The sequence below is a fragment of the Thermoanaerobacter wiegelii Rt8.B1 genome, from assembly GCF_000147695.2.
Lineage (GTDB): Bacteria > Bacillota > Thermoanaerobacteria > Thermoanaerobacterales > Thermoanaerobacteraceae > Thermoanaerobacter > Thermoanaerobacter ethanolicus.
Window position 1 is genome coordinate 1454941 of sequence record NC_015958.1, and the last position, 20060, is coordinate 1475000.

A 20060-nucleotide genomic window follows, 5' to 3' on the forward strand; every position below is an offset into this window, starting at 1 on the left:
ACTATTTTATTCTTTTCAACTTACTTATAAAAAAGCCATCAATTTCATGTTCTAAAGGTGTAATTTGTACATATCCTAAAGAATCAGTTTCAATGCTTAATCCACTTGGCATCTCAGCTTTTATATCAACCAATTTAAAATCAGGGTGTTCTTTTAAAAATTTCATTATTACATTTTGATTTTCTTCCTTTCCTATAGTGCAGGTACTATACACCAAAAATCCACCTTTTTTTACATATTTTGAACTGGAGTCTAAGATTTTATATTGAGCTTCAATTAATTCTGAAATTTCTTTTCTCGTATAATTCTTTAACTTAATATCGGGTTTTTTTCTGATTATACCGATACCTGTACAAGGAACATCTGCTAAGACTTTATCAGCCTTTTCCAAATACTTTTCATTGACAAAAGTAGAGTCAAAGACTTCAGTTTTTACGTTTGTAATTCCTAATCTTTTACAATTTTCTTTTATCAACTCTAATCTATGAGGATGCAAATCAAAAGCGATAACTTCACCACTATTTTTCATCAATTGTGCTATATGAGTCGTTTTACCACCAGGAGCAGCACACACATCTAATACTGTGTCTCCTTCTTTAGGATTTAAAGTTTTAGAAACCAACATAGAAGCCTCATCCTGAATGTAAATAAGCCCTTCTTTGTACAATTGATGCCTTTCAGGGTTTTTAATATCTATATACAGTGCTTCTTCTAGATAATAACCTTTTTTATAAACAATACCGTCAGAATCTAATAGCCTTTTCAAATCTTCAATATCAATCTTTAGAGTATTAACCCTGTAGCAAATTTCAGGCCTTTCATTTAAACTTTTTAAAAGCGCCTCTGCCTTCTCTTCATCATAATTATTTAGTAATCTTTCCACAATCCAATCAGGATAAGAATATGTTACCTTCAAATATTGCTTTAAATCCCTCTCTTTATCAGGGAAAATTACTTTTTCTTTTTCTCTCTCATAGTTTCTTAAAACTGCATTTATAAAATTTGCTCTCTTTATCCCTAATACTTTTTTAGCTATATTAACTGTCTCATTTATAGCTGCATAAGAAGGAACTTTGTCCATGTACAAAAGCTGGTATAATCCCATTTCAAGAAAAATCATGGTTTTTAAATCCGGAGCCTTCTTTACAAAAAAAGAAAGTATAAAATCTAATGTGTACTTTCTTTCAATAACACCAAATACCAACTCTTTAGTAAAACCTCTATCTATTTCTTTTAATTCTTGACTTCTTAAATGCTTATTAAAGGAAATATTCGCATAAGCTTCTTTTGACAACACTTCTTGAAGTATTTTATACGCTATTTCTCTTGGTTTCATTTATTGTATTTTTCTCCTTTACTCTCTGCTATTTCTTATAATAATCAATCTTAAAAGCTGCATAATAGAAACTAATGCTGCAGCTACATAAGTCAAAGCAGCAGCTTGTAAAACCTTCCGAGCGGGTTCAATATCTTCTCTTGTAAAAAGCGCATTTGATTGAAGAAGCGCTATTGCTCTATTGCTTGCATCAAATTCCACAGGCAAAGTAATAACCTGAAAAAGCACTGCTGCACTAAAAAGAAGTATACCTATATTTATCAAATGTAATCCAGGAGCACCCATGAAAAATCCCAAAATTATTAAAGGCCAAGCTAAATTAGCCCCTAAATTAGCTACAGGAACAAGACTGTTTCTTACAGTCAAAGGCACATAGCCTTTTGCGTGTTGTATCGCATGCCCTGCTTCATGGGCAGCTACTCCTATTGCAGCTATAGATTCACTCCCATAAACAGATTCAGAAAGTCTTAAAACTTTTGCTCTTGGATCATAATGGTCAGTCAAATTGCCCGGTATCCTTTCAATTCTAACATCATAAAGCCCCATACTATCCAATATCTTTCTCGCTACTTCCTCTGCGGTATATCCATATCTATTTCTGACGCGAGCATACTTGCTAAAAGTGCTCTGCACCTTAGCTTGTGCATACATAGCAAATATTAAAGCAGGTATTAAAAGTATTATTGTGGTATCCCAAAACATATTATTCACCCTCCATTTAACAATTTTTTTATAGTCTCTTCAATTTTTTGCACATCTACCCGAGTGTTAAAGCAAGGACCATTAGGTCTCTCATTTATTATACCATAAACAGGGATTTGCTTCACGTCTTGCATGCCACTTGTCAAATCTCTTTCACAAGCAATTGCTATTATTACCTTTGGCTTTGTGTCCTTTACTACTTTTCTTGCAAGAGTACCTCCTGTAGCAACTGCCACATTTACACCATATTTTTCTTTAAAGTTTACTAAATCATTGATTTGGCACTTCCCACATCGTCTACAATTATCTATATCATAAGTCACTTTAAATTTACATCCGCTGTATTGTATGCAATGAGGTGCCAATATCAATATGTCTTGTGGAGCATATCTCTTTATATTTTTATTAAACAAAAAATTCTTTATTTCAATGTAAGACTGCTCTACCTTTTCAATCTTTAAATCCAAAACTCTTGCTACAAATACCACTAAAGGATAAAAAAGGTCTAAAAAATTTGCTATGAAAGAGCTTAAAAATTTGTTAGATTTTTTACTGACCACCACATAAAAAGTTGCTCCAATAACAGCTACAATTAAAGCCATCAAAAAGAGAACAAAAATCATTAACGTCATAAGTAGATATTTATAAAGTTCAATTCTACCTCTATTTATTACGTATAAAATTCCCAAAACAATTAAAGTAAAAACCAAAAAGGTAACTGCCAATATCCCCAAAAAAACTCTTTTTTTCCCCTTCAAAAGTAATTCTCCTTTTTAAATTATCTAAAGATTGTCCCTTCAGGTATATTGTGACCTATTAAATATTCACTAATACCCATTTTTTTAGAACCTTCTTGTTGAATTTCTACTATCTTTAGGGCATCTTTACCGCATTTCACGATTAAGTCCCCTTTTGACTTTAAAACTGTTCCATTTTCTTCATTCCCATTGTATTCAACTATTTCGCCTTTCCAGATTTTTAGCATTTTATCCCCATAGAAAGTATAACAACCAGGCCAAGGCTTCATTCCCCTTATCAAATTTCGTATTTCTTCTGCCGTTTTATTCCAATCTATATGTCCCATTTCTTTAGTAAGTATTGGTGAATAAGAAGCCTCCTCTTCCCGCTGTTTCACAGGAAGCAAAGTACCTTGTTCTAACGCCTTTAAGGTTTCTATCAAAACCTCTGCTCCTAATCGAGAAAGCTTATAATGAAGTGTTTCCGCATCATCTTTATCTAAAATAGGAATAGATTTTTTGATAAGCATATCTCCTGTATCCAATCCCTTATCCATAAGCATTGTAGTAATACCCGTTTCTTTTTCACCATTGATTATAGCCCAATTAATCGGAGCAGCTCCTCTGTATTTTGGCAAAAGAGAAGCATGGACATTTATGCAGCCGTATTTGGGCAGTGTCAAAACCTCTTCAGGCAAAATCTTTCCATAAGCTGCAACAACTATGACATCGGGATTTATCTCTTTTAATCTGTTTAAAAACTCTGGGTTGTTTTTTATTTTCTCCGGCTGTAAAATTTCTACTCCTTTTTGCAATGCCACTTCTTTGACAGGGGAAAAACTAAGTTTCATTCCTCTTCCTTTCTGTTTATCTGGCTGCGTAACCACTGCAGCCACATCATACCCTTCTTCAAAAAGTTTTTGCAAAGAGGGGACGGCAAAGTCAGGCGTCCCCATAAAGACAATTTTCAACAATCATACCTCCTTGACATTTTCTTTCTCTTCTTCATCTAAAAATCTTATAGCCTTATCTATAAACAGAACCCCGTTTAAATGGTCTATTTCATGGCATAAAGCTCTTGCCAGTAAATCCTCTCCTTCAATTTCTCTCTCTTTACCTTCTCTATCCAAATATTTTACTTTTACTTTTTTAGGCCTTTTAACCTCTCCTACTACTCCCGGAATACTTAAACAGCCTTCGGCCCCTACCTGTTCTCCTTCTTCATACACAATCTCAGGGTTTATAAGCTCTAAAAGTCCTTCTCCCACATCTATGACAACTAACCTTCTCAAAACTCCTATTTGATTAGCAGCTAATCCAACTCCATCATTGAGATACATAGTTTGTGCCATATCCTCTAATATAGTGAGAATATGAGGATTTATCTCTGTAACAGGTTTTGCTTTTTTCTTTAAGACCTCATCTCCATTTTTTCTAATATACCTTATTGCCAAAATAAATACCTCCTTAAATTTACATGATATTCAAAGGGTCAATGTCTACAGCTATCCTTATATCCTTAGGATATTTCATCTTTTGAATTTCTTCTGCTATCTCTGTCAAGATATTTCTATCTTCACTTTTTAAAATGACCTGCCATCTATATCGGTTGTTTATTTTACTTATAGGAGCTGGAGCAGGTCCTAGTATTTTATTATAACTCTTATTTTGAAGTTTGTTAATAAGCTTTTGACAAGTTAAATAAGTGTTTGCAGCAGTGTTTTTAACTTCTTCTTCCTCTTCTCCTGATATCACTATATTCATTAGATGTGAAAAGGGAGGATATCTAAAAATTTCTCTGTATTTTATCTCTTCGTTGTAAAACTTCACATAATTTTGCTGTTTTGCAGTAACTATACTGTAGTGGTCATCTTCATAGGTCTGTATTACTACTCTTCCAGGCTTTTCACCTCTTCCTGCCCTTCCAGCTACCTGAGTAAGCAGCTGAAAAGTCCTCTCACTGGACCTAAAATCAGGAAGATTTAAAGTTATATCCGCAAGTATTACTCCCACCAACGTAACATTTGGAATGTCAAAGCCTTTAGATATCATTTGCGTACCGATTAGAATGTCTGCCTTACCATTTCTAAAGTCATAAAAAATTTTCTCATGAGACCCTTTTTTTCTTGTGGTATCTACATCCATCCTCAAAACTCTTGCATTAGGAAAAAACTTTTTTATGTCGTTTTCTACCCTTTCGGTCCCTATGCCTAAATACCTAATCCTTTTACTTCCACATTTAGGGCATGTTTCTTTCATAGTCTCCTCATAACCACAATAATGGCAAACCAATTTTTTATCTTCAAAATGATAAGTTAAAGAAATATCACAATTAGGACATTTAGGCACATAACCGCAATCTCTGCAGGAAACAAATGAAGAGTATCCTCTTCTGTTTAAAAAAAGAATAGTTTGCTCTTTCCTTTTAAGATTTTCTTTTATATAGGAAAATAATTTACGACTGAATATTGAAGTATTTCCGCTTGCCAATTCCTCACTCATATTGACAACTTCTATCTGCGGCATAGAAACATTAATCCTTTTTGTAAGTCTTATAAGTTTATATTCTCCTTTATTAGCTTTATAATAGGTCTCTAAAGAAGGAGTAGCACTGGCCATAACCAGAACTGCTTTTTCTATTTCACACCGCTTTTCTGCCACTTCTTTAGCATTATATTTAGGTCTTAAGTCTGATTGTTTGTAGGTAGTCTCATGCTCCTCGTCAATTATAATAAGTCCAAGATTATTAAAAGGGGCAAAAACTGCATTTCTCACACCAACTACTACGTCCACTAAACCATTTTTTACTTTTCGCCATTCATCAAAACGCTCTCCCGGTGAAAGGCCACTGTGAATTACAGCCACTCTATTGCCAAATCGACCCACAAACCTTTCAATAGTCTGAGGCGTCAATGAGATTTCTGGTACTAAAACTATAGCGCTTTTGCCTATTTTTATAGCTTCATCTATTAATTGAAGATAAACTTCAGTTTTGCCACTTCCCGTAACTCCAAAAAGCAAATATTTATCAAAAGTACCTGTCAAGATAGATTTTTTAACTTCTTCTACAGCTCTTTTTTGTTCCTCTGTCAAAGATAAAGGTTTAGTCCTTTCAATATCTTTTATATTAAATCTCAAAACTTCTTCCTCATAAATTTCTATATACCCTTTATTTTGTAAACTTCTTATAACTCCATAGTCTATATTGAGCACCTTGACAAGCTCAGAAAGCCTAATAGGACTTCTATTTTTTAAATATTGTAAAATCTCATATTGCTTAGGGGCTCTTTTAGAAAGTTGGAAAGGTATCTCATCAATATTTATTTTCACAACCTTTACTTTCTTTTCCCCTTGCTTTATCCCTACAGGCATTATAGTCTGGAGAGCTTCAGAAAAATAACATTTATAATATTCCTTCATCCACTTAGCCAGTTCAATCATTTTTTCATCAAATATGCTATAGCTGTCTAAAATCCTATGGATATCCTTTATTTTATCCACTGAATAAGACGCCTTGTCAGTAGTACTTATTACATAACCCTCTATAAACCTATTATTAAAAGGAACAGATACCCTCATTCCAACTTTTATATCCATTCCTTCAGGAATCCGATAAGTATATACCCTGTCAGTATTAGAAGATTTAATATCTACAACGACCTCGGCAAACATGGCAACCTCCGCCTATTAAATATTTACCAAATAAAAAAAGCCGAAAGGCCTTACAACAATTTAGCTATTTCATCTAATATCACATGAGAAGCTTCTATCTTTGTCATCAAAGGATACTCCTTTACGTTTAAATCTCTGTCTATGATTTTTATTATATTAGTGTCTACTTCAAAACCTGCTCCTTCTTGAGATACATCATTTGCAACTATTAAATCCATATTTTTCTCCTTTAACTTTCTTTTTGCATATTCTACTAAATTAGTAGTTTCAGCAGCAAAGCCTATCAAAATCTGGTTTCCTTTTTTCTGTCCTACTTCATACATTATGTCTGGATTTTTAACCAACTCAATAGTTAATTTCTCATCATCTTTTTTTATCTTTTCTTTTTTCATCTCTTTAGGTCTGTAGTCAGAAACAGCTGCAGCCCCTATGACAATGTCTACTTCATTAAGGTGCATCATGACAGCATTGTACATATCTACCGCTGTTTCTACAGGGATAAAAGTCACGTCTTTAGGTACCTCTATATAAGTAGGGCCAGAAACTAAAATCACTTGTGCTCCTCTTTCTATTAAAGCTTTCGCAATCTCATAGCCCATTTTACCCGAAGAGCGATTTGTAATGTATCTTACAGGGTCAAGAGGCTCTCGAGTAGGCCCTGCTGTTACTAATACCTTTTTCCCTTCAAAATCTCTTTTTTTCTCTTTGTACAATAATTCTAAAATAGCTTTTTCAATCTCCTCTACATCAGCCAATCTTCCTGCACCATAAGTTCCACAAGCAAGCCTTCCGGCAGCTGGCTCCACAAATAAAAAACCATATTCTTTTAAAATTTTAATATTCTTTTGAGTTACAGGATTGGTATACATGTTTGTATTCATGGCGGGAGCAATTAATACAGGACTCTTTGTAGCAAGAATAGTAGTAGTTAACATATCGTCTGCAATGCCATGAGCAATCTTAGCAATAATATTTGCGGTTGCAGGAACTATTGCAAATACATCAGCTTTTTTTGCTAAAGAAATATGTTCAATTTCCCAATATTTCCTGTCTGTAAACATGTCAACAACTACTTTATTGTTAGTTAAAGCCTCAAAAGTGAGAGGGCTTATAAAATTTGTAGCTTCCTTTGTCATTATGACATCCACATTTATGTCTTTTTTTACTAGTCGAGATGTAAGGTCTGCAGCTTTATAAGCTGCTATACCTCCTGTAACCCCTAATACTACATTTTTTTTGCTTGTATTCATTTCAACACCCTCTATTTTATTCCATATTTTTGCGGTCTTTCATAAGTAATAAGTCCTTTATTTACTTCTTCTGTAGCAACTGTTACAGGTTTATCAGAATCTATGTCTACTAATTTAGTGTCACCAGCAATAAGCTGTCTTGCTCTTTTTGCAACTAAAGAACACAAAGTATATTTGCTATCTACTTTTTCCATTAAATCTACAATTGATGGATATAAAATCATGCCAACCCCTCCTTGATTTCTAAGTACAAATCCTTATTTCTATCAACTCTGCATTTCTCTGCAATAATTATAGCTCTAATTTTTTCAACCGCTTCTTCTACACTATCATTTATAACTACATAATTGTACCTGGAAACATAGTTTAATTCCTCATAAGCACTTTTAAATCTTTTTATTATCTCCTCTTCTGTCTCTGTCCCCCGTTTTTTAATCCTATTTTTTAATTCTTCCATTGAAGGAGGCAATATGAAAATAAACACTCCTTCTGGAAACTTCTCTTTTATTTTTAAAGCTCCTTGAATATCTATCTCTAAAACTACATCATTTCCTTCTTCTAAATTTTTTAACACGAAATCCTTTGGTGTACCGTAGTAGTGGCCATATACCTTTGCCCATTCTAAAAAAGAATCATTTTCTATCATTTTCTCAAATTCCTCTTCCGATTTAAAAAAATAGTTTTTCCCTTCTATTTCCCCGCTTCTTGGCTGACGGGTGGTGGCAGATATACTCAATTTTAAATTTTTCTCTTTTTCCATCAAGGCTTTGCATATAGTTCCTTTTCCTGCCCCTGAAGGCCCAGAAAGCACAATAAGTAACCCTTTTTTCTTTTTCGACAACACAAATTCCCCCTACTCTTCCTCTTCTTCTTCGTCTTCTTCTAAAGTGTCCTCTAATATCTCTTTATTTGAATTGAGACGATTAGCTACGGTCTCTGGTTGAACAGCAGAAAGTATTATGTGGTCACTATCAGTTATTATAACTGCTCTTGTTCTTCTACCATATGTAGCATCAATAAGCATACCTCTATTTTTTGCCTCTTGAATTATTCTTTTTATAGGTGCTGATTCTGGACTGACTATTGCCACCAATCTATTCGCCGAAATTATATTGCCAAAACCAATATTTATTAATTTAATCGACATACTTTTTCCTCCCTACTCAATATTTTGAACTTGTTCTCTAATTTTTTCAATCTCATTTTTCAAGTCAATGACTTTGTTAGAAATTCTATAGTCTATTGACTTTGAAGCAATCGTATTCGCTTCACGATTCATCTCCTGAACTATAAAATCTAATTTTTTGCCTATAGAACCTTCTTCTTTTAAAGAATCTTTAAATTGAATAATATGGCTTTTAAGCCTTGTTATTTCTTCAGCAATACATGACTTGTCAGCAATAATTGCTATTTCCATTGCCATCCTATTAGGGTCTATATCTACCCCCAATTCTCTTATACGCTGTTCCAATCTTTTTCTATAATCTTCTACCATTACAAAACTCAAATCTTCAATCTCTTTTACTATATCTGAGATTTTGTCTATCCTATTGACTACATCATCGTATAATTTTATACCTTCTTTGTTTCTCATGTCAATGAGGTTATTAATAGCTTCACTCAATGGCAGTTTTAATAACTCCCATATTTCTTCTAAATCCAGATCATCATTCTTTACTTTGATAACCTCCGGCAAATACACCAAATCACTTACCTTTATAAATCCTTCTAATTCAAATTTAGACTTTACATCAGTAAAAACTCTAAGATATTCTGACAAAAGATTCTCATCAATTTCTATAACATTAATACTTCTTTCATACACTTCAAAGCCAATATTTAATTCTATTCTCCCTCTCGCAACATGCTGCGAAACAAATTCTCTTACTTTTTCTTCAAGTCCACTTAAAAGCTTATTCATTCTGCAATTTATGTCTAAAAATCTGTGGTTTAAAGATTTAATTTCCACAGTTATATAATAGCCTTTTTCCTTAATCTCACCTCTTCCATAACCGGTCATGCTTTTTATCATCATATCACCTTTTTCTTATTATAGTCAAATTCTCTCTGTATTAAACTAAAGCTCTATCTCACCTCTAAAGACTTCTTCCACACTTCCTGATAAATAAATACTATTGTCCTCCAGCCATTCTACTAAAAGTTTTCCAGCTTTAAAATGGACATTGACATTTCGCTCCGTCTTGCCTAAAACTGCTGAAGCTACTGCAGACGCACAGGCACCACTTCCACAAGCAAGAGTAAGCCCCACACCTCTTTCCCAAGTCCTTACAGAAATATTTTCTTTATCTTCTACTTTTACAAAATCTACATTTGTGCCTTGAGGGAAAAGGGAAGATTTTTCAATTTTAGGACCTAATTCTTTAATCATATTTTCATCTAAGGATTCTACAAAAACAATAGTATGAGGCACTCCTACCCTTAGAGAAGTTAATTTATAAACTTTCCCATCTATTTTTACTGGCTCATTTATAAATTTTTGCTTGTCACTTTTTATAGGTATTTTGCTAGCTTCAAAAATGGGATTGCTCATATAAACCTTTACACTTTCTACTTCCCCATTTTCTACAAAAACTTCTGGCATAATCACTCCCGCTAAGGTTTCCACTGCCATTTTCTCTTTTTTTACTATCCCTCTTTCATAAACATATTTTGCAAAACATCTAGAACCATTACCGCACATTTCTGCTTCGCTACCATCTGCATTAAAAATCCTCATCCTAATATCCGCAATTCCTGAAGGCTCAACAACTAAAAGACCATCCGCCCCTATACCAAAATGCCTATCACAAAGTTTAATAGCTAATTCACTATAATCTACATTTTCTAGAGCCTCAATTACTATAAAGTCATTTCCCAATCCATGCATTTTAGTAAATTTCACCTATATCACTCCATTTTCTAATCTTCAAGGATATTATAACACAAAAAAGGCTAATTTGGTTAGATATTTTAAGAAAATATGAGGAAAACAATCATAAAACGATCATAAGGCCAATAGCAGCCAAAACTCCCATAATTCCGCCAAAATAAAAAGGTGCAGTTACTCCCAATGTATCCCAAAGTACTCCCGCTATAAAAGAAGCCGGTAAAAGGCCAATGCCTGTAAAAGTAGCATGAAGCCCTATAACTGTACCTTTTAAATGAGGTGGAGAAATTTCCGCTACTAAAGCTTTTTCAACACCCTCAGTCAAAGCGATGTACAAACCATAAACAGAAAATAATATCCACATAGCACTTTTAAAGCCAAAAACAGCAAATCCTAAATACACTATTCCATAAAAGAAATAACCCATAATGAGAAGCTTTTTTCTCCCTATCTTATCAGATAATCTTCCCATTGGATATGAAAATATCATGTAAACAATATTATACACCAAGTACAAAAGTATAACATCCGAATCACTAAAGCCCACACTTTTTGCTCTCAAAAGTAAAAACTGATTAGAAGAATTACCTAAGGCAAAAATTAAAATAACTATTAAAAACATTTGAAGACGTCTATCAAGACTTTTCCAAGAAAATGAAAGTTTTTTTGAAAGTTCATGTTTTATTGTGCTTTCCTTAGCAAAAAACAGCACAATAACTCCTAAAAAAGCTGGTATTAGAGAATACATAAAAACTGCTTTATAATCTCCTTTATAAGAAGTCAAAAAATAATACGCTAAAGCAATTCCAATCGTTGCGCCTAAAGTATCCAATGCTCTATGAAGTCCATATGCTCTCCCAATGTTTTCTTTATCTACAGCTTCAGCAATCAAAGCATCTCTTGGAGCTGTTCGTATTCCTTTTCCAAACCTGTCAGCAGTTCTACCCCAAAAAACCCATCCCCATGAAGTAGCAAAATACAAAAACATTTTTCCTATAGTAGAAAAAGAATATCCAGCTATAGCTAAAGGTTTTCTTTTACCTACTTTATCAGATATGCACCCTGAAAAAACCTTAAGTATACTAGCTAGACTTTCTGCAAACCCTTCAATAATCCCTACTATTGCCGGGCTTGCCCCAAGTCGAGAAGTGAGAAAAAGTGGAATCAAAGGATATACCATTTCAGTAGATATATCTGTAAGAAGACTTGTCAACCCCAAAATAATTACATTTAACAATTAAAATGCCTCCCTTCACTCTTTATTATTTTCATAAACCAATGAAGCAAAATATTCAAAGTCTCGACTGGCTTTTTCTAATAATTCCTTAACCTCTTTTTTCATTTCACACTCAAACACATCTCTTTGGGCTACTTTTTCAAACCACTTATATAACTTATTCAACTCATCTTCATTTTCCTCTAATTCTGCAAAAGTAAAATTTTTTCTTGCTATCTCTTTTTCAATCTCTTTAAAAAACTCTTCACATTGTTCCTTTATTTCACTATATTCTTCCCTCCTTTGATGATTAAATTGTTCTATCACATCCTTCTCTATTTCTTCATCAAGGGCCACTACTTCAAAGGCTTTAAAATCTCCTCCAAAGCCTTTAATTTCATCCTTTAACTTTTCTATTTCTTTTACAAGCCTTTCCATGTAAGGCACAATACATACAGACTGTTGTAAATACAAAGCGCCAATTTTTTTTATTCTTCTCCATATAGTAACCCTAGCTGTTGACGAATCACTTGGGACCTTATACACAAAAAGTAACCACTTCAACTTTCCACCTCCTCTATCTTTCTTTCTCTTGCTTTTCAATTTTCTACTTATGGCAATTAAACTTTAATTCCTATTTTTACATCTTATCTTATTGTAACAAATGTTACAACTAAAATCAACACAATCAATTTTTCACTATTAAACCCTTCGATTTCATGGTATACTTTTTATATACAATAAAATCTGGAGGTTATAACTATGGCTTTGGACGGCATAACTTTACATGCAATAACAAAAGAATTAAAAGAAGAAATTATTGGTGGAAGAATTGATAAAATATATCAGCCTGAAAAAGAAGAATTAATCTTTATAATACGAAATAAAGGTAAAAACTATAAACTGCTATTGTCTGCTAATGCAAATTATCCAAGAATATATCTTACAGAAGAAAATAAAGAAAATCCTGCTGAGCCTCCAATGTTTTGCATGCTTTTGAGAAAATTTCTTCAAAACGGCAGGATAATAGATATAAAACAAGTAGAATTTGACAGAATAGTAAAAATCGATATAGAAACAAAAGATGAATTAGAAAATCAAACAATTAAAACTCTAATTATTGAAATAATGGGAAGACACAGCAATATCATATTAATTGACAAAGCTACTCAAACGATAATAGATAGCATAAAAAGAGTATATTCCGATATGAGTAAAGTAAGAGAAGTACTACCGGGAAGGCAATATGTCTGCCCACCACTGCAAGAAAAGTTAAATATAAATAATCTCTTTTTAGCCTCTTTCAAGGAAGTACTTAACAACTACAAATCAAAAAAAATTGAAAAAGCCTTAATAGATATTCTACAAGGATTTAGCCCCACTTTAGCAAGAGAAGTTGCTTTTAGATGTAATGTATCTGACAGATTTGTAGAATCAATAGAAGATGAGCAAATTGAAAATCTATATCAAAACATAAAAAAAATATATGAAGATGTTTTAAGCTTAAATTTAAAACCTTGCATTGCCTTTCAGGAAAATGAAGTAATTGACTTTTCTTGTATTGATTTGACTCAATATATTACAAAAACTTTTTTCCCTACAGTAAACCAAGCTGCTTGTAAATTTTTCAGTGAAAAAGCAAATATAGTAAATTTGCAAGCAAGGTCATCGGATTTAAGAAAAATCATCAACAACAATTTAGAAAAGCTTTATAACAAATTAGATAAACTTCAACAAGAATTAAACGAAGCAAAAAATGCTGACACTTTTAGACTTTACGGCGAACTTATAACAGCAAATATGCACCTTCTAAAAAAAGGAATGGAAAGCTTCAAAACCATGAACTATTACACTGGCGAAGAAATTGAAATACCCATTGACAAAAAATATTCCCCTTCAGAAAATGCCCAAAGATACTTTAAAAAATACAGCAAGTTAAAAAATGCCAATAAAATAATAGAAAAACAAATATCCGATACTCTTGAGGAAATAACTTATTTAGAAGGTCAACTAGTGAACTTGGAAAATTGTACATTACCATCAGAAATAGAGGAAATAAAAAATGAACTGTCTGAACAAGGGTATATACATAAGCAGCAAAAGAAAAAAATATCACGGCAAACTCTTTCTCAACCGTTACATGTAGTATCTTCAGACGGTTTCGACATATATATAGGGAAAAATAACACTCAAAACGATTATCTAACGTTAAAATTCGCAAATCCTAACGATATATGGCTTCACACAAAAGATATACCAGGGTCCCACGTCATAATAAAGACAAATAACAAATCTGTGCCTGAAATAACTCTTATTGAAGCTGCAAAATTAGCCGCCAAATATAGCAAAGCGAAAAATTCTTCAAATGTACCTGTTGATTATACCTTAAAAAAATACGTAAAAAAACCTTCTGGCGCAAAACCAGGTTTTGTAATATATACAAACCAAAAGACCCTTTATGTAAATCCAGAGTAAGATGCTTTTTAGGCATCTTATTTCTTATTTTAAAGGCACACTAAATATAGGAATATATTTTCTTCTATTTTCTTGTATAACGCTCTCATACAAAAAAATTGTATCTACTAAAATAGCCTCTTTCTCTTGTTTTTCAAAAAGATTCTTTACTTCTTCTATGTCAATGCTTAAACGTATGTCTCTGGCAATAGTAATGTGGGAAGTAAATTTTCTTTCATCTTTTGCAAATCCTATTTTATATAATTCTTTATCTATATTGTGATGCAATTTATTTAGAAATTCACTTTCTTCTGTTCCTATCCACAAAACTCTCATCTCCTTATCACCTTTAAAAAATCCTACTTCTGAAAGTCGTATGTAAAAAGGGCTGATGCCTTTTACTGCAACTTTTGCCGCTTCTTCTATTTTAGAAATAGCCTCTACTTCTATTTCTCCTAAGAATTTTAATGTGATGTGGAAATTATCTTTATAAGTCCATCTCCCTTTTACAGTATAATTTTTCAATGTTTCCTGAAATCTCACTATCTGCTCTATAGCTTTTTCGCCTATATCAATTCCAATAAAAGCTCTCATAATTATCCTCCTTGTTCACTTATTATTGTTATTATTTTCCTGGTAATAATTGTTTCTATTAATAAACTCCTCTTTTAAAATTCCCATTACATATTCATTTATGTACTTACTGTGCTTATATACTACTTTTCTCAATAGCCCTTCTTTTTTAAAACCACATTTTTCATAACTCTTTATTGCCCTTTCATTAAAATCATAAACCCTTAACTCTACTCGATGTAAATTTAATTCATTAAAAATAAAATCCAGTAGTAAATTTAAAGCTTCCGTACCATAGCCTTTATTTCTGTGTTTTTCTTCCCCAATCATTATCGCAATCTCACAGTTTCTATTTTTCCAGTCGACATTATTATATGAAACATTTCCTATATATTCACCTGTGCTCCTAAGTATTATAGCGAATTCTCCATTTTCTTTTGGATCTTTTTTTGTTTTCCACCTTTCTGCAACAGTTTCTACTGTAACAGGATATGGTATACCCGGCATCGTTAAATTTCTACTATCATCACTATTCCGAAACTCTACAAATTTTTCAAAATATTTGCTCTCAAATGGAACAAGTTCAATTCTATTACTTTTTAACATGACCAAAACCCTCCAAAGAAATTTTTAATTTATTATAGCACAAAAATCAGAAGAAAAGTGATCCTTTTTAAAAAGTTCAGTGTGCTTTTCACTAAGTTTATTTAACATTTCATAGGCTTGCATAACTGGTGTTAGTATATTATTGTAGACACTCTTGGATTAATTATTGCGATAACAATGACATTTTCGCTGGTTATTGACAAATTGCTTTTTAGCCTATTGACAAAAGTTTATGTTGATGTTATTATCTAATTAAATTGCTGAAGTGAATAATAAAATAAAAACTCTTATCGAGAGCAGGTGGAGGGACTGGCCCGATGAAACCCGGCAACCGGTGGCCGAAAGTTTTAAACATGCGGCTGCACGGTGCTAATTCCTGCAGAACGTTGAGTTCTGGCAGATAAGAGGATTTAAAAAACCTCTTCGTACTGTCAGAAGAGGATTTTTTATTTTTATTTTGGGAAAGGAGGCTTTTCTTTGATCTATATTAGAAATCTTACAAAAGTTTATCATTCAGCTTCAGGAAATGTTAGGGCTTTGGAAGACGTCAACCTCAACATAGAAAAAGGCGATATTTTTGGAATTATAGGTCTGAGCGGTGCTGGAAAGAGTACTCTCCTGCGCTGCATAAATATGCTTGAAAAGCCAACTTCCGGTTCAATTGAGATAGATGGTGTTGAAATGACTCGGCTTTCTCCCTCTGAATTAAAAGAAATGCGAAAAAAAATAGGCATGATATTCCAGCATTTTAATCTGTTATCATCCAGAACTGTCAGAGGCAATGTGGCTTTTCCTTTGGAGATTGCCGGGCTGGACAAAAGGACAATCGATAAAAAAGTAGAAAATCTTTTAGAGCTCGTGGGGCTTTCCGACAAGGCCGACAACTATCCTTCTCAGCTTTCAGGCGGTCAAAAACAGCGGGTAGGCATAGCACGAGCCCTGGCTAATGATCCGAAAGTTCTTCTTTGTGACGAACCTACTTCAGCGCTGGATCCAGAAACAACTCTTTCTATTTTAAATCTTTTAAAAGATATAAATAGGGAGCTGGGAATCACCATAGTTCTCATAACTCATGAAATGAATGTCATTAAACAAATTTGCAATAAAGTAGCAGTTATTGAAAAAAGTCGTGTGGTAGAACAGGGACCTCTTATTGAAGTATTTAAAAAACCTCAAACAGAAACCGCACGAAATTTTTTAAAATCTGTAACTTTATCAGAAATACCTAAGGAATTAAAAGATAGGATTGAAAACTTGTCCCACGAACACTTGGAAGGCAAAATTATTAAAATTGCCTTTTTCGGCGAAATTACAACAGAACCTGTCATATCAAGCATTATAAGAAAATTTGATGTTGACACCAATATTCTCTATGGAAACATTGACCACATCCAGGGTATGCCCTACGGTACTCTTATAATTGAGCTAAGAGGCAAAAACGGTGAAACAGACGCTGCTTTAAAATATCTAAAAGATTTGGGACTCGACGTGGAGGTGATTGAAAATGTCTGAAACTATAAACTTATTGCTGGTCGGAACGTGGCAAACTATATACATGGTAGTGGTATCAACGCTCATAGCAACAATTTTTGGTGTACCACTTGGTGTGCTGTTAATGGTAACTGACAAAGATCAGATACTGCATAACGAACCTTTAAACAAAATACTAGGTACTATTGTAAATATTTTCCGTTCTGTACCCTTTGTAATACTTTTAATTGTACTTATACCTTTCACCCGGTTGCTTGTAGGAAAGGCTATAGGAACCACTGCTGCTATTGTTCCACTTTCTGTAGCAGCTATCCCTTTTATGGGAAGGCTTACCGAAACAGCATTGAGAGAGGTAGACCGCGGTGTCATTGAAGCAGCCCAGTCTATGGGAGCTTCGCCTTTTCAAATTATAACTAAGGTGTTAATCCCTGAGGCTCTACCTTCCATAGCAGCAGGGGTTACTATAACTACTATAAATTTAGTAGGATATTCTGCAATGGCAGGTGTTATAGGAGGTGGTGGGCTAGGAGATTTAGCAGTAAGATATGGATATCAGCGATTTATGCTTGACATTATGCTTTATACCGTAGTAATTTTGGTAGCTATGGTACAACTAATTCAATTTCTAGGAGATATATTAGTAAAACATCTGTCAAGGAACCGGTAAATTATATTTAAAAAGGAGGAAATTAAAGTGAAAAAAATTTTAACCGTAGTTTTACTATTTAGTCTTATAACACTTTTTATCTCAGGATGTGGAGCAAAACAAACATCCCAATCCCAAACACAGGACACATCAAAGATAACCATCAAAGTAGGAGCTACTCCAGTGCCCCACGCCCAAATTTTAAACGTCGTAAAACCTATACTTGCGAAAGAGGGAATTAATTTAGAAATTGTAGAGTTTACAGATTATGTGCAACCTAATCTAAAACTTGCTGAAAAAGAATTAGATGCTAATTACTTTCAGCATATTCCTTATCTTGAAGATTTTTCAAAGGAACATAATCTCAATTTAACATACATTGCTAAAGTTCATATCGAACCTATGGGAATATACTCACAAAAAATTAAAAATCTCAGTGAATTAAAAGAAGGTGCTACTATTGCCATACCAAATGATGCTACCAATGGCGGAAGAGCTTTGCTACTGCTGCAATCAGCTGGAATAATAAAATTAAAACCAGATGCAGGTATTAAAGCAACAGTAAATGACATTGTCGAAAATCCTAAAAAAATTAAGATTTCCGAGTTGGAAGCAGCTACTCTGCCAAGAGTATTATCAGATGTAGACGCAGCAGTAATAAATACCAACTATGCGTTGGAAGCTGGACTTGTACCCACTAAGGATGCTCTCTTTATCGAATCAGCAAATTCCCCTTATGTCAATGTACTGGTAGTTCGCAAAGGTGATGAATCAAGGCCTGAACTTAAGAAGTTAGCCGAAGCCTTAAATTCTCCAGAAGTTAAAAAATTTATCGAGGACAATTATAAAGGTGCCGTAGTACCTGCTTTCTAAACAGGAGGCGATCTTATTGTCACAATCTCATAAAATTATTGGGGTTATCGCTGGTACTCCAGTAGATACTCAAATGGGAGTTGATTTTGTGAAAAAAAACGGGATTGAAGCATTGGGAATTTCCACGGCTTCAACCCCGGATGAACAAAACATCCTCCAATTTTTAAAACCTGATGTCCTCACACAAAAAGTAATCTCTATCATCGGGGATTTTAAAAAAGAAAACATAAAGAAGATAATGATTTACTGCAATTCTCTTTCAGCTGCAATAGACCTTGAACTCGTAAAACAAAAATACCCAGATACTAATATTGTAACACCTCTTCAAGTATACCATAGTGTAGCTTCAAAGTACAATCGGCTGGTAATTTGGGCTGCTAATAGTCAATCCTTAGAGGCCATAGAAAAGATATTTTATGAAAATAACCCGTTAGTTCAAATTATCGGAATAACTATGCTTCCTATAATAAGGGCAATTGAAAATTTTGAAATTCCAGAAGTTATCATCGAGAAATTTAGTCTCGCTGATTTAGTACCTAAAAATTTTAATGCAGATGGTATAGTACTAGGTTGCACCCACTTACCTTATTTGAAAGAAAAGCTTGCAGAAAAATTAAATATGCATATTATTGACCCTGCAGAAGAAATGCTACTTGAACTCCTTTAGTTAAACTAATTGCAGTTACTAATTCCACCACATAAAAAACAAAAACTAGAAAAGAGGTAGTCCATTTTAAAAACAGACTACCTCTTTTTAAATATGTATAAAATTTTACCGGCAGCGACCTACTCTTCCGCGAAAGCAGTACCATCGGCGCTGGAGGGCTTAACTTCCGTGTTCGGAATGGGAACGGGTGTTTCCCCTCCGCTATCGCCACCGGAAATCTAGACCTTCAAAACTGCACAAAGCCTTCTCGGTCAAGTCCTCGACTGATTAGTACCGGTCAGCTAAGAGTGTTTCCACTCTTACACCCCCGGCCTATCTACCTCGTGGTCTTCGAGGTGTCTTACCCCTTACGGGTGGGAAACCTAATCTTGAGGCGGGCTTCACGCTTAGATGCTTTCAGCGTTTATCCCCTCCGAACTTGGCTACCCAGCTGTGCACCTGGCGGTGCAACTGGTACACCATCGGTTCGTCCACCCCGGTCCTCTCGTACTAGGGGCAGTGCCTCTCAAGTTTCCTTCGCCCGCGACGGATAGGGACCGAACTGTCTCACGACGTTCTGAACCCAGCTCGCGTACCGCTTTAATGGGCGAACAGCCCAACCCTTGGGACCTACTTCAGCCCCAGGATGCGATGAGCCGACATCGAGGTGCCAAACCTCCCCGTCGATGTGGACTCTTGGGGGAGATCAGCCTGTTATCCCCGGGGTAGCTTTTATCCGTTGAGCGACGGCGTTCCCACTCACTGCCGCCGGATCACTAAGCCCGACTTTCGTCCCTGCTCGAGATGTCTCTCTCGCAGTCAGGCTACCTTCTGCCTTTGCACTCTCTCGCGCGATTCCCGTCCGCGCTGAGGTAACCTTTGGGCGCCTCCGTTACCCTTTAGGAGGCGACCGCCCCAGTCAAACTGCCCACCTGCCATTGTCCCTACGCCGGCTCCACGGCTATAGGTTA

General features: G+C 34.4%; 21 protein-coding genes, 2 rRNA genes and 1 riboswitch (1 of these 24 running past the window's edge). Of the genes, 5 read left to right on the forward strand and 18 right to left on the reverse strand.

Features of this window, described 5'->3' with window-relative positions:
- Position 1: 1 nt before the first annotated feature.
- The 14 genes from rsmB to THEWI_RS07310 form a co-directional block, all read right to left on the reverse strand.
- A complete protein-coding gene (rsmB, locus tag THEWI_RS07245; protein ID WP_014062952.1) occupies positions 2-1336 on the reverse strand; it encodes a 16S rRNA (cytosine(967)-C(5))-methyltransferase RsmB in 1335 nt (444 codons plus the stop codon).
- A gap of 18 nt (positions 1337-1354) precedes the next feature.
- Complete coding sequence (locus THEWI_RS07250; protein WP_014062953.1) at positions 1355-2038, reverse strand: zinc metallopeptidase; 684 nt, start codon at positions 2036-2038, stop codon at positions 1355-1357.
- 5 nt (positions 2039-2043) lie between these two features.
- Positions 2044-2796: a DUF116 domain-containing protein gene (locus tag THEWI_RS07255; RefSeq protein ID WP_014062954.1), complete on the reverse strand. Its 753-nt coding sequence runs from the start codon at positions 2794-2796 to the stop codon at positions 2044-2046.
- 20 nt (positions 2797-2816) lie between these two features.
- Complete coding sequence (fmt, locus tag THEWI_RS07260; RefSeq protein WP_041589327.1) at positions 2817-3746, reverse strand: methionyl-tRNA formyltransferase; 930 nt, start codon at positions 3744-3746, stop codon at positions 2817-2819.
- A gap of 3 nt (positions 3747-3749) precedes the next feature.
- Entirely contained in the window at positions 3750-4229 is a 480-nt protein-coding gene (gene def / locus THEWI_RS07265; protein ID WP_014062956.1) for a peptide deformylase, read from the reverse strand.
- Between the two features lie 19 nt (positions 4230-4248).
- Positions 4249-6447, reverse strand: a complete 2199-nt coding sequence (gene priA, locus THEWI_RS07270) for a primosomal protein N' (protein WP_014062957.1) — start codon at positions 6445-6447, stop codon at positions 4249-4251.
- Between the two features lie 50 nt (positions 6448-6497).
- A complete protein-coding gene (gene coaBC, locus THEWI_RS07275) occupies positions 6498-7697 on the reverse strand; it encodes a bifunctional phosphopantothenoylcysteine decarboxylase/phosphopantothenate--cysteine ligase CoaBC (protein ID WP_014062958.1) in 1200 nt (399 codons plus the stop codon).
- A gap of 11 nt (positions 7698-7708) precedes the next feature.
- Positions 7709-7921 carry a DNA-directed RNA polymerase subunit omega gene (gene rpoZ, locus THEWI_RS07280; protein ID WP_014062959.1) on the reverse strand — a complete coding sequence of 71 codons (213 nt, stop codon included), beginning with the start codon at positions 7919-7921 and terminating at the stop codon, positions 7709-7711.
- Positions 7918-8541, reverse strand: coding sequence for a guanylate kinase (gene gmk, locus THEWI_RS07285; protein ID WP_014062960.1), 624 nt, complete (start codon positions 8539-8541; stop codon positions 7918-7920). The genes rpoZ and gmk overlap by 4 nt, the downstream gene beginning before the upstream one ends.
- A gap of 9 nt (positions 8542-8550) precedes the next feature.
- Positions 8551-8844: an extracellular matrix/biofilm regulator RemA gene (gene remA, locus THEWI_RS07290; RefSeq protein ID WP_003869230.1), complete on the reverse strand. Its 294-nt coding sequence runs from the start codon at positions 8842-8844 to the stop codon at positions 8551-8553.
- A gap of 12 nt (positions 8845-8856) precedes the next feature.
- Complete coding sequence (locus tag THEWI_RS07295; protein WP_014062961.1) at positions 8857-9729, reverse strand: YicC/YloC family endoribonuclease; 873 nt, start codon at positions 9727-9729, stop codon at positions 8857-8859.
- 45 nt (positions 9730-9774) lie between these two features.
- Complete coding sequence (gene dapF, locus THEWI_RS07300) at positions 9775-10599, reverse strand: diaminopimelate epimerase (protein WP_014062962.1); 825 nt, start codon at positions 10597-10599, stop codon at positions 9775-9777.
- A 91-nt stretch (positions 10600-10690) separates the two neighbouring features.
- Entirely contained in the window at positions 10691-11821 is a 1131-nt protein-coding gene (locus THEWI_RS07305) for an MFS transporter (protein WP_014062963.1), read from the reverse strand.
- Positions 11822-11836: 15 nt separating this feature from the next.
- Positions 11837-12364, reverse strand: coding sequence for a Chromate resistance protein ChrB (locus THEWI_RS07310; RefSeq protein WP_004396143.1), 528 nt, complete (start codon positions 12362-12364; stop codon positions 11837-11839).
- A 198-nt stretch (positions 12365-12562) separates the two neighbouring features.
- Between THEWI_RS07310 and THEWI_RS07315 the strand changes: the two genes are divergently transcribed.
- The gene (locus THEWI_RS07315; protein ID WP_014062964.1) at positions 12563-14275 is read left to right on the forward strand and encodes an Rqc2 family fibronectin-binding protein; all 1713 of its coding nucleotides are present in this window, start codon (positions 12563-12565) and stop codon (positions 14273-14275) included.
- A 24-nt stretch (positions 14276-14299) separates the two neighbouring features.
- On the opposite strand, the gene thpR is transcribed toward THEWI_RS07315, so the two are convergent.
- Entirely contained in the window at positions 14300-14848 is a 549-nt protein-coding gene (gene thpR / locus THEWI_RS07320; RefSeq protein ID WP_014062965.1) for an RNA 2',3'-cyclic phosphodiesterase, read from the reverse strand.
- Positions 14849-14863: 15 nt separating this feature from the next.
- Positions 14864-15433, reverse strand: coding sequence for a GNAT family N-acetyltransferase (locus THEWI_RS07325; RefSeq protein WP_014062966.1), 570 nt, complete (start codon positions 15431-15433; stop codon positions 14864-14866).
- Positions 15434-15717: 284 nt separating this feature from the next.
- Positions 15718-15840: riboswitch (SAM riboswitch) on the forward strand.
- 70 nt (positions 15841-15910) lie between these two features.
- On the opposite strand from THEWI_RS07325, the gene THEWI_RS07330 reads away from it, so the two are divergent.
- From THEWI_RS07330 to THEWI_RS07345, 4 genes are read left to right on the forward strand one after another with little or no spacing between them, the layout of a single operon-like run.
- On the forward strand, positions 15911-16945 hold the full coding sequence (locus THEWI_RS07330) for a methionine ABC transporter ATP-binding protein (protein ID WP_014062967.1): 1035 nt from the start codon (positions 15911-15913) through the stop codon (positions 16943-16945).
- Complete coding sequence (locus tag THEWI_RS07335; RefSeq protein WP_014062968.1) at positions 16938-17591, forward strand: methionine ABC transporter permease; 654 nt, start codon at positions 16938-16940, stop codon at positions 17589-17591. Before THEWI_RS07330 ends, THEWI_RS07335 begins: the two co-directional genes overlap by 8 nt.
- A 27-nt stretch (positions 17592-17618) precedes the next feature.
- Positions 17619-18443: a MetQ/NlpA family ABC transporter substrate-binding protein gene (locus THEWI_RS07340; RefSeq protein WP_003869564.1), complete on the forward strand. Its 825-nt coding sequence runs from the start codon at positions 17619-17621 to the stop codon at positions 18441-18443.
- Between the two features lie 16 nt (positions 18444-18459).
- On the forward strand, positions 18460-19110 hold the full coding sequence (locus THEWI_RS07345) for an aspartate/glutamate racemase family protein (protein WP_003869565.1): 651 nt from the start codon (positions 18460-18462) through the stop codon (positions 19108-19110).
- Positions 19111-19216: 106 nt separating this feature from the next.
- Here THEWI_RS07345 and rrf read toward each other — a convergent pair.
- Both rrf and THEWI_RS07355 read right to left on the reverse strand, forming a co-directional pair.
- Positions 19217-19325 (reverse strand): 5S ribosomal RNA (gene rrf / locus THEWI_RS07350).
- A 32-nt stretch (positions 19326-19357) separates the two neighbouring features.
- Positions 19358-20060, reverse strand: a 23S ribosomal RNA gene (locus tag THEWI_RS07355) (it continues 2179 nt past the right edge of the window).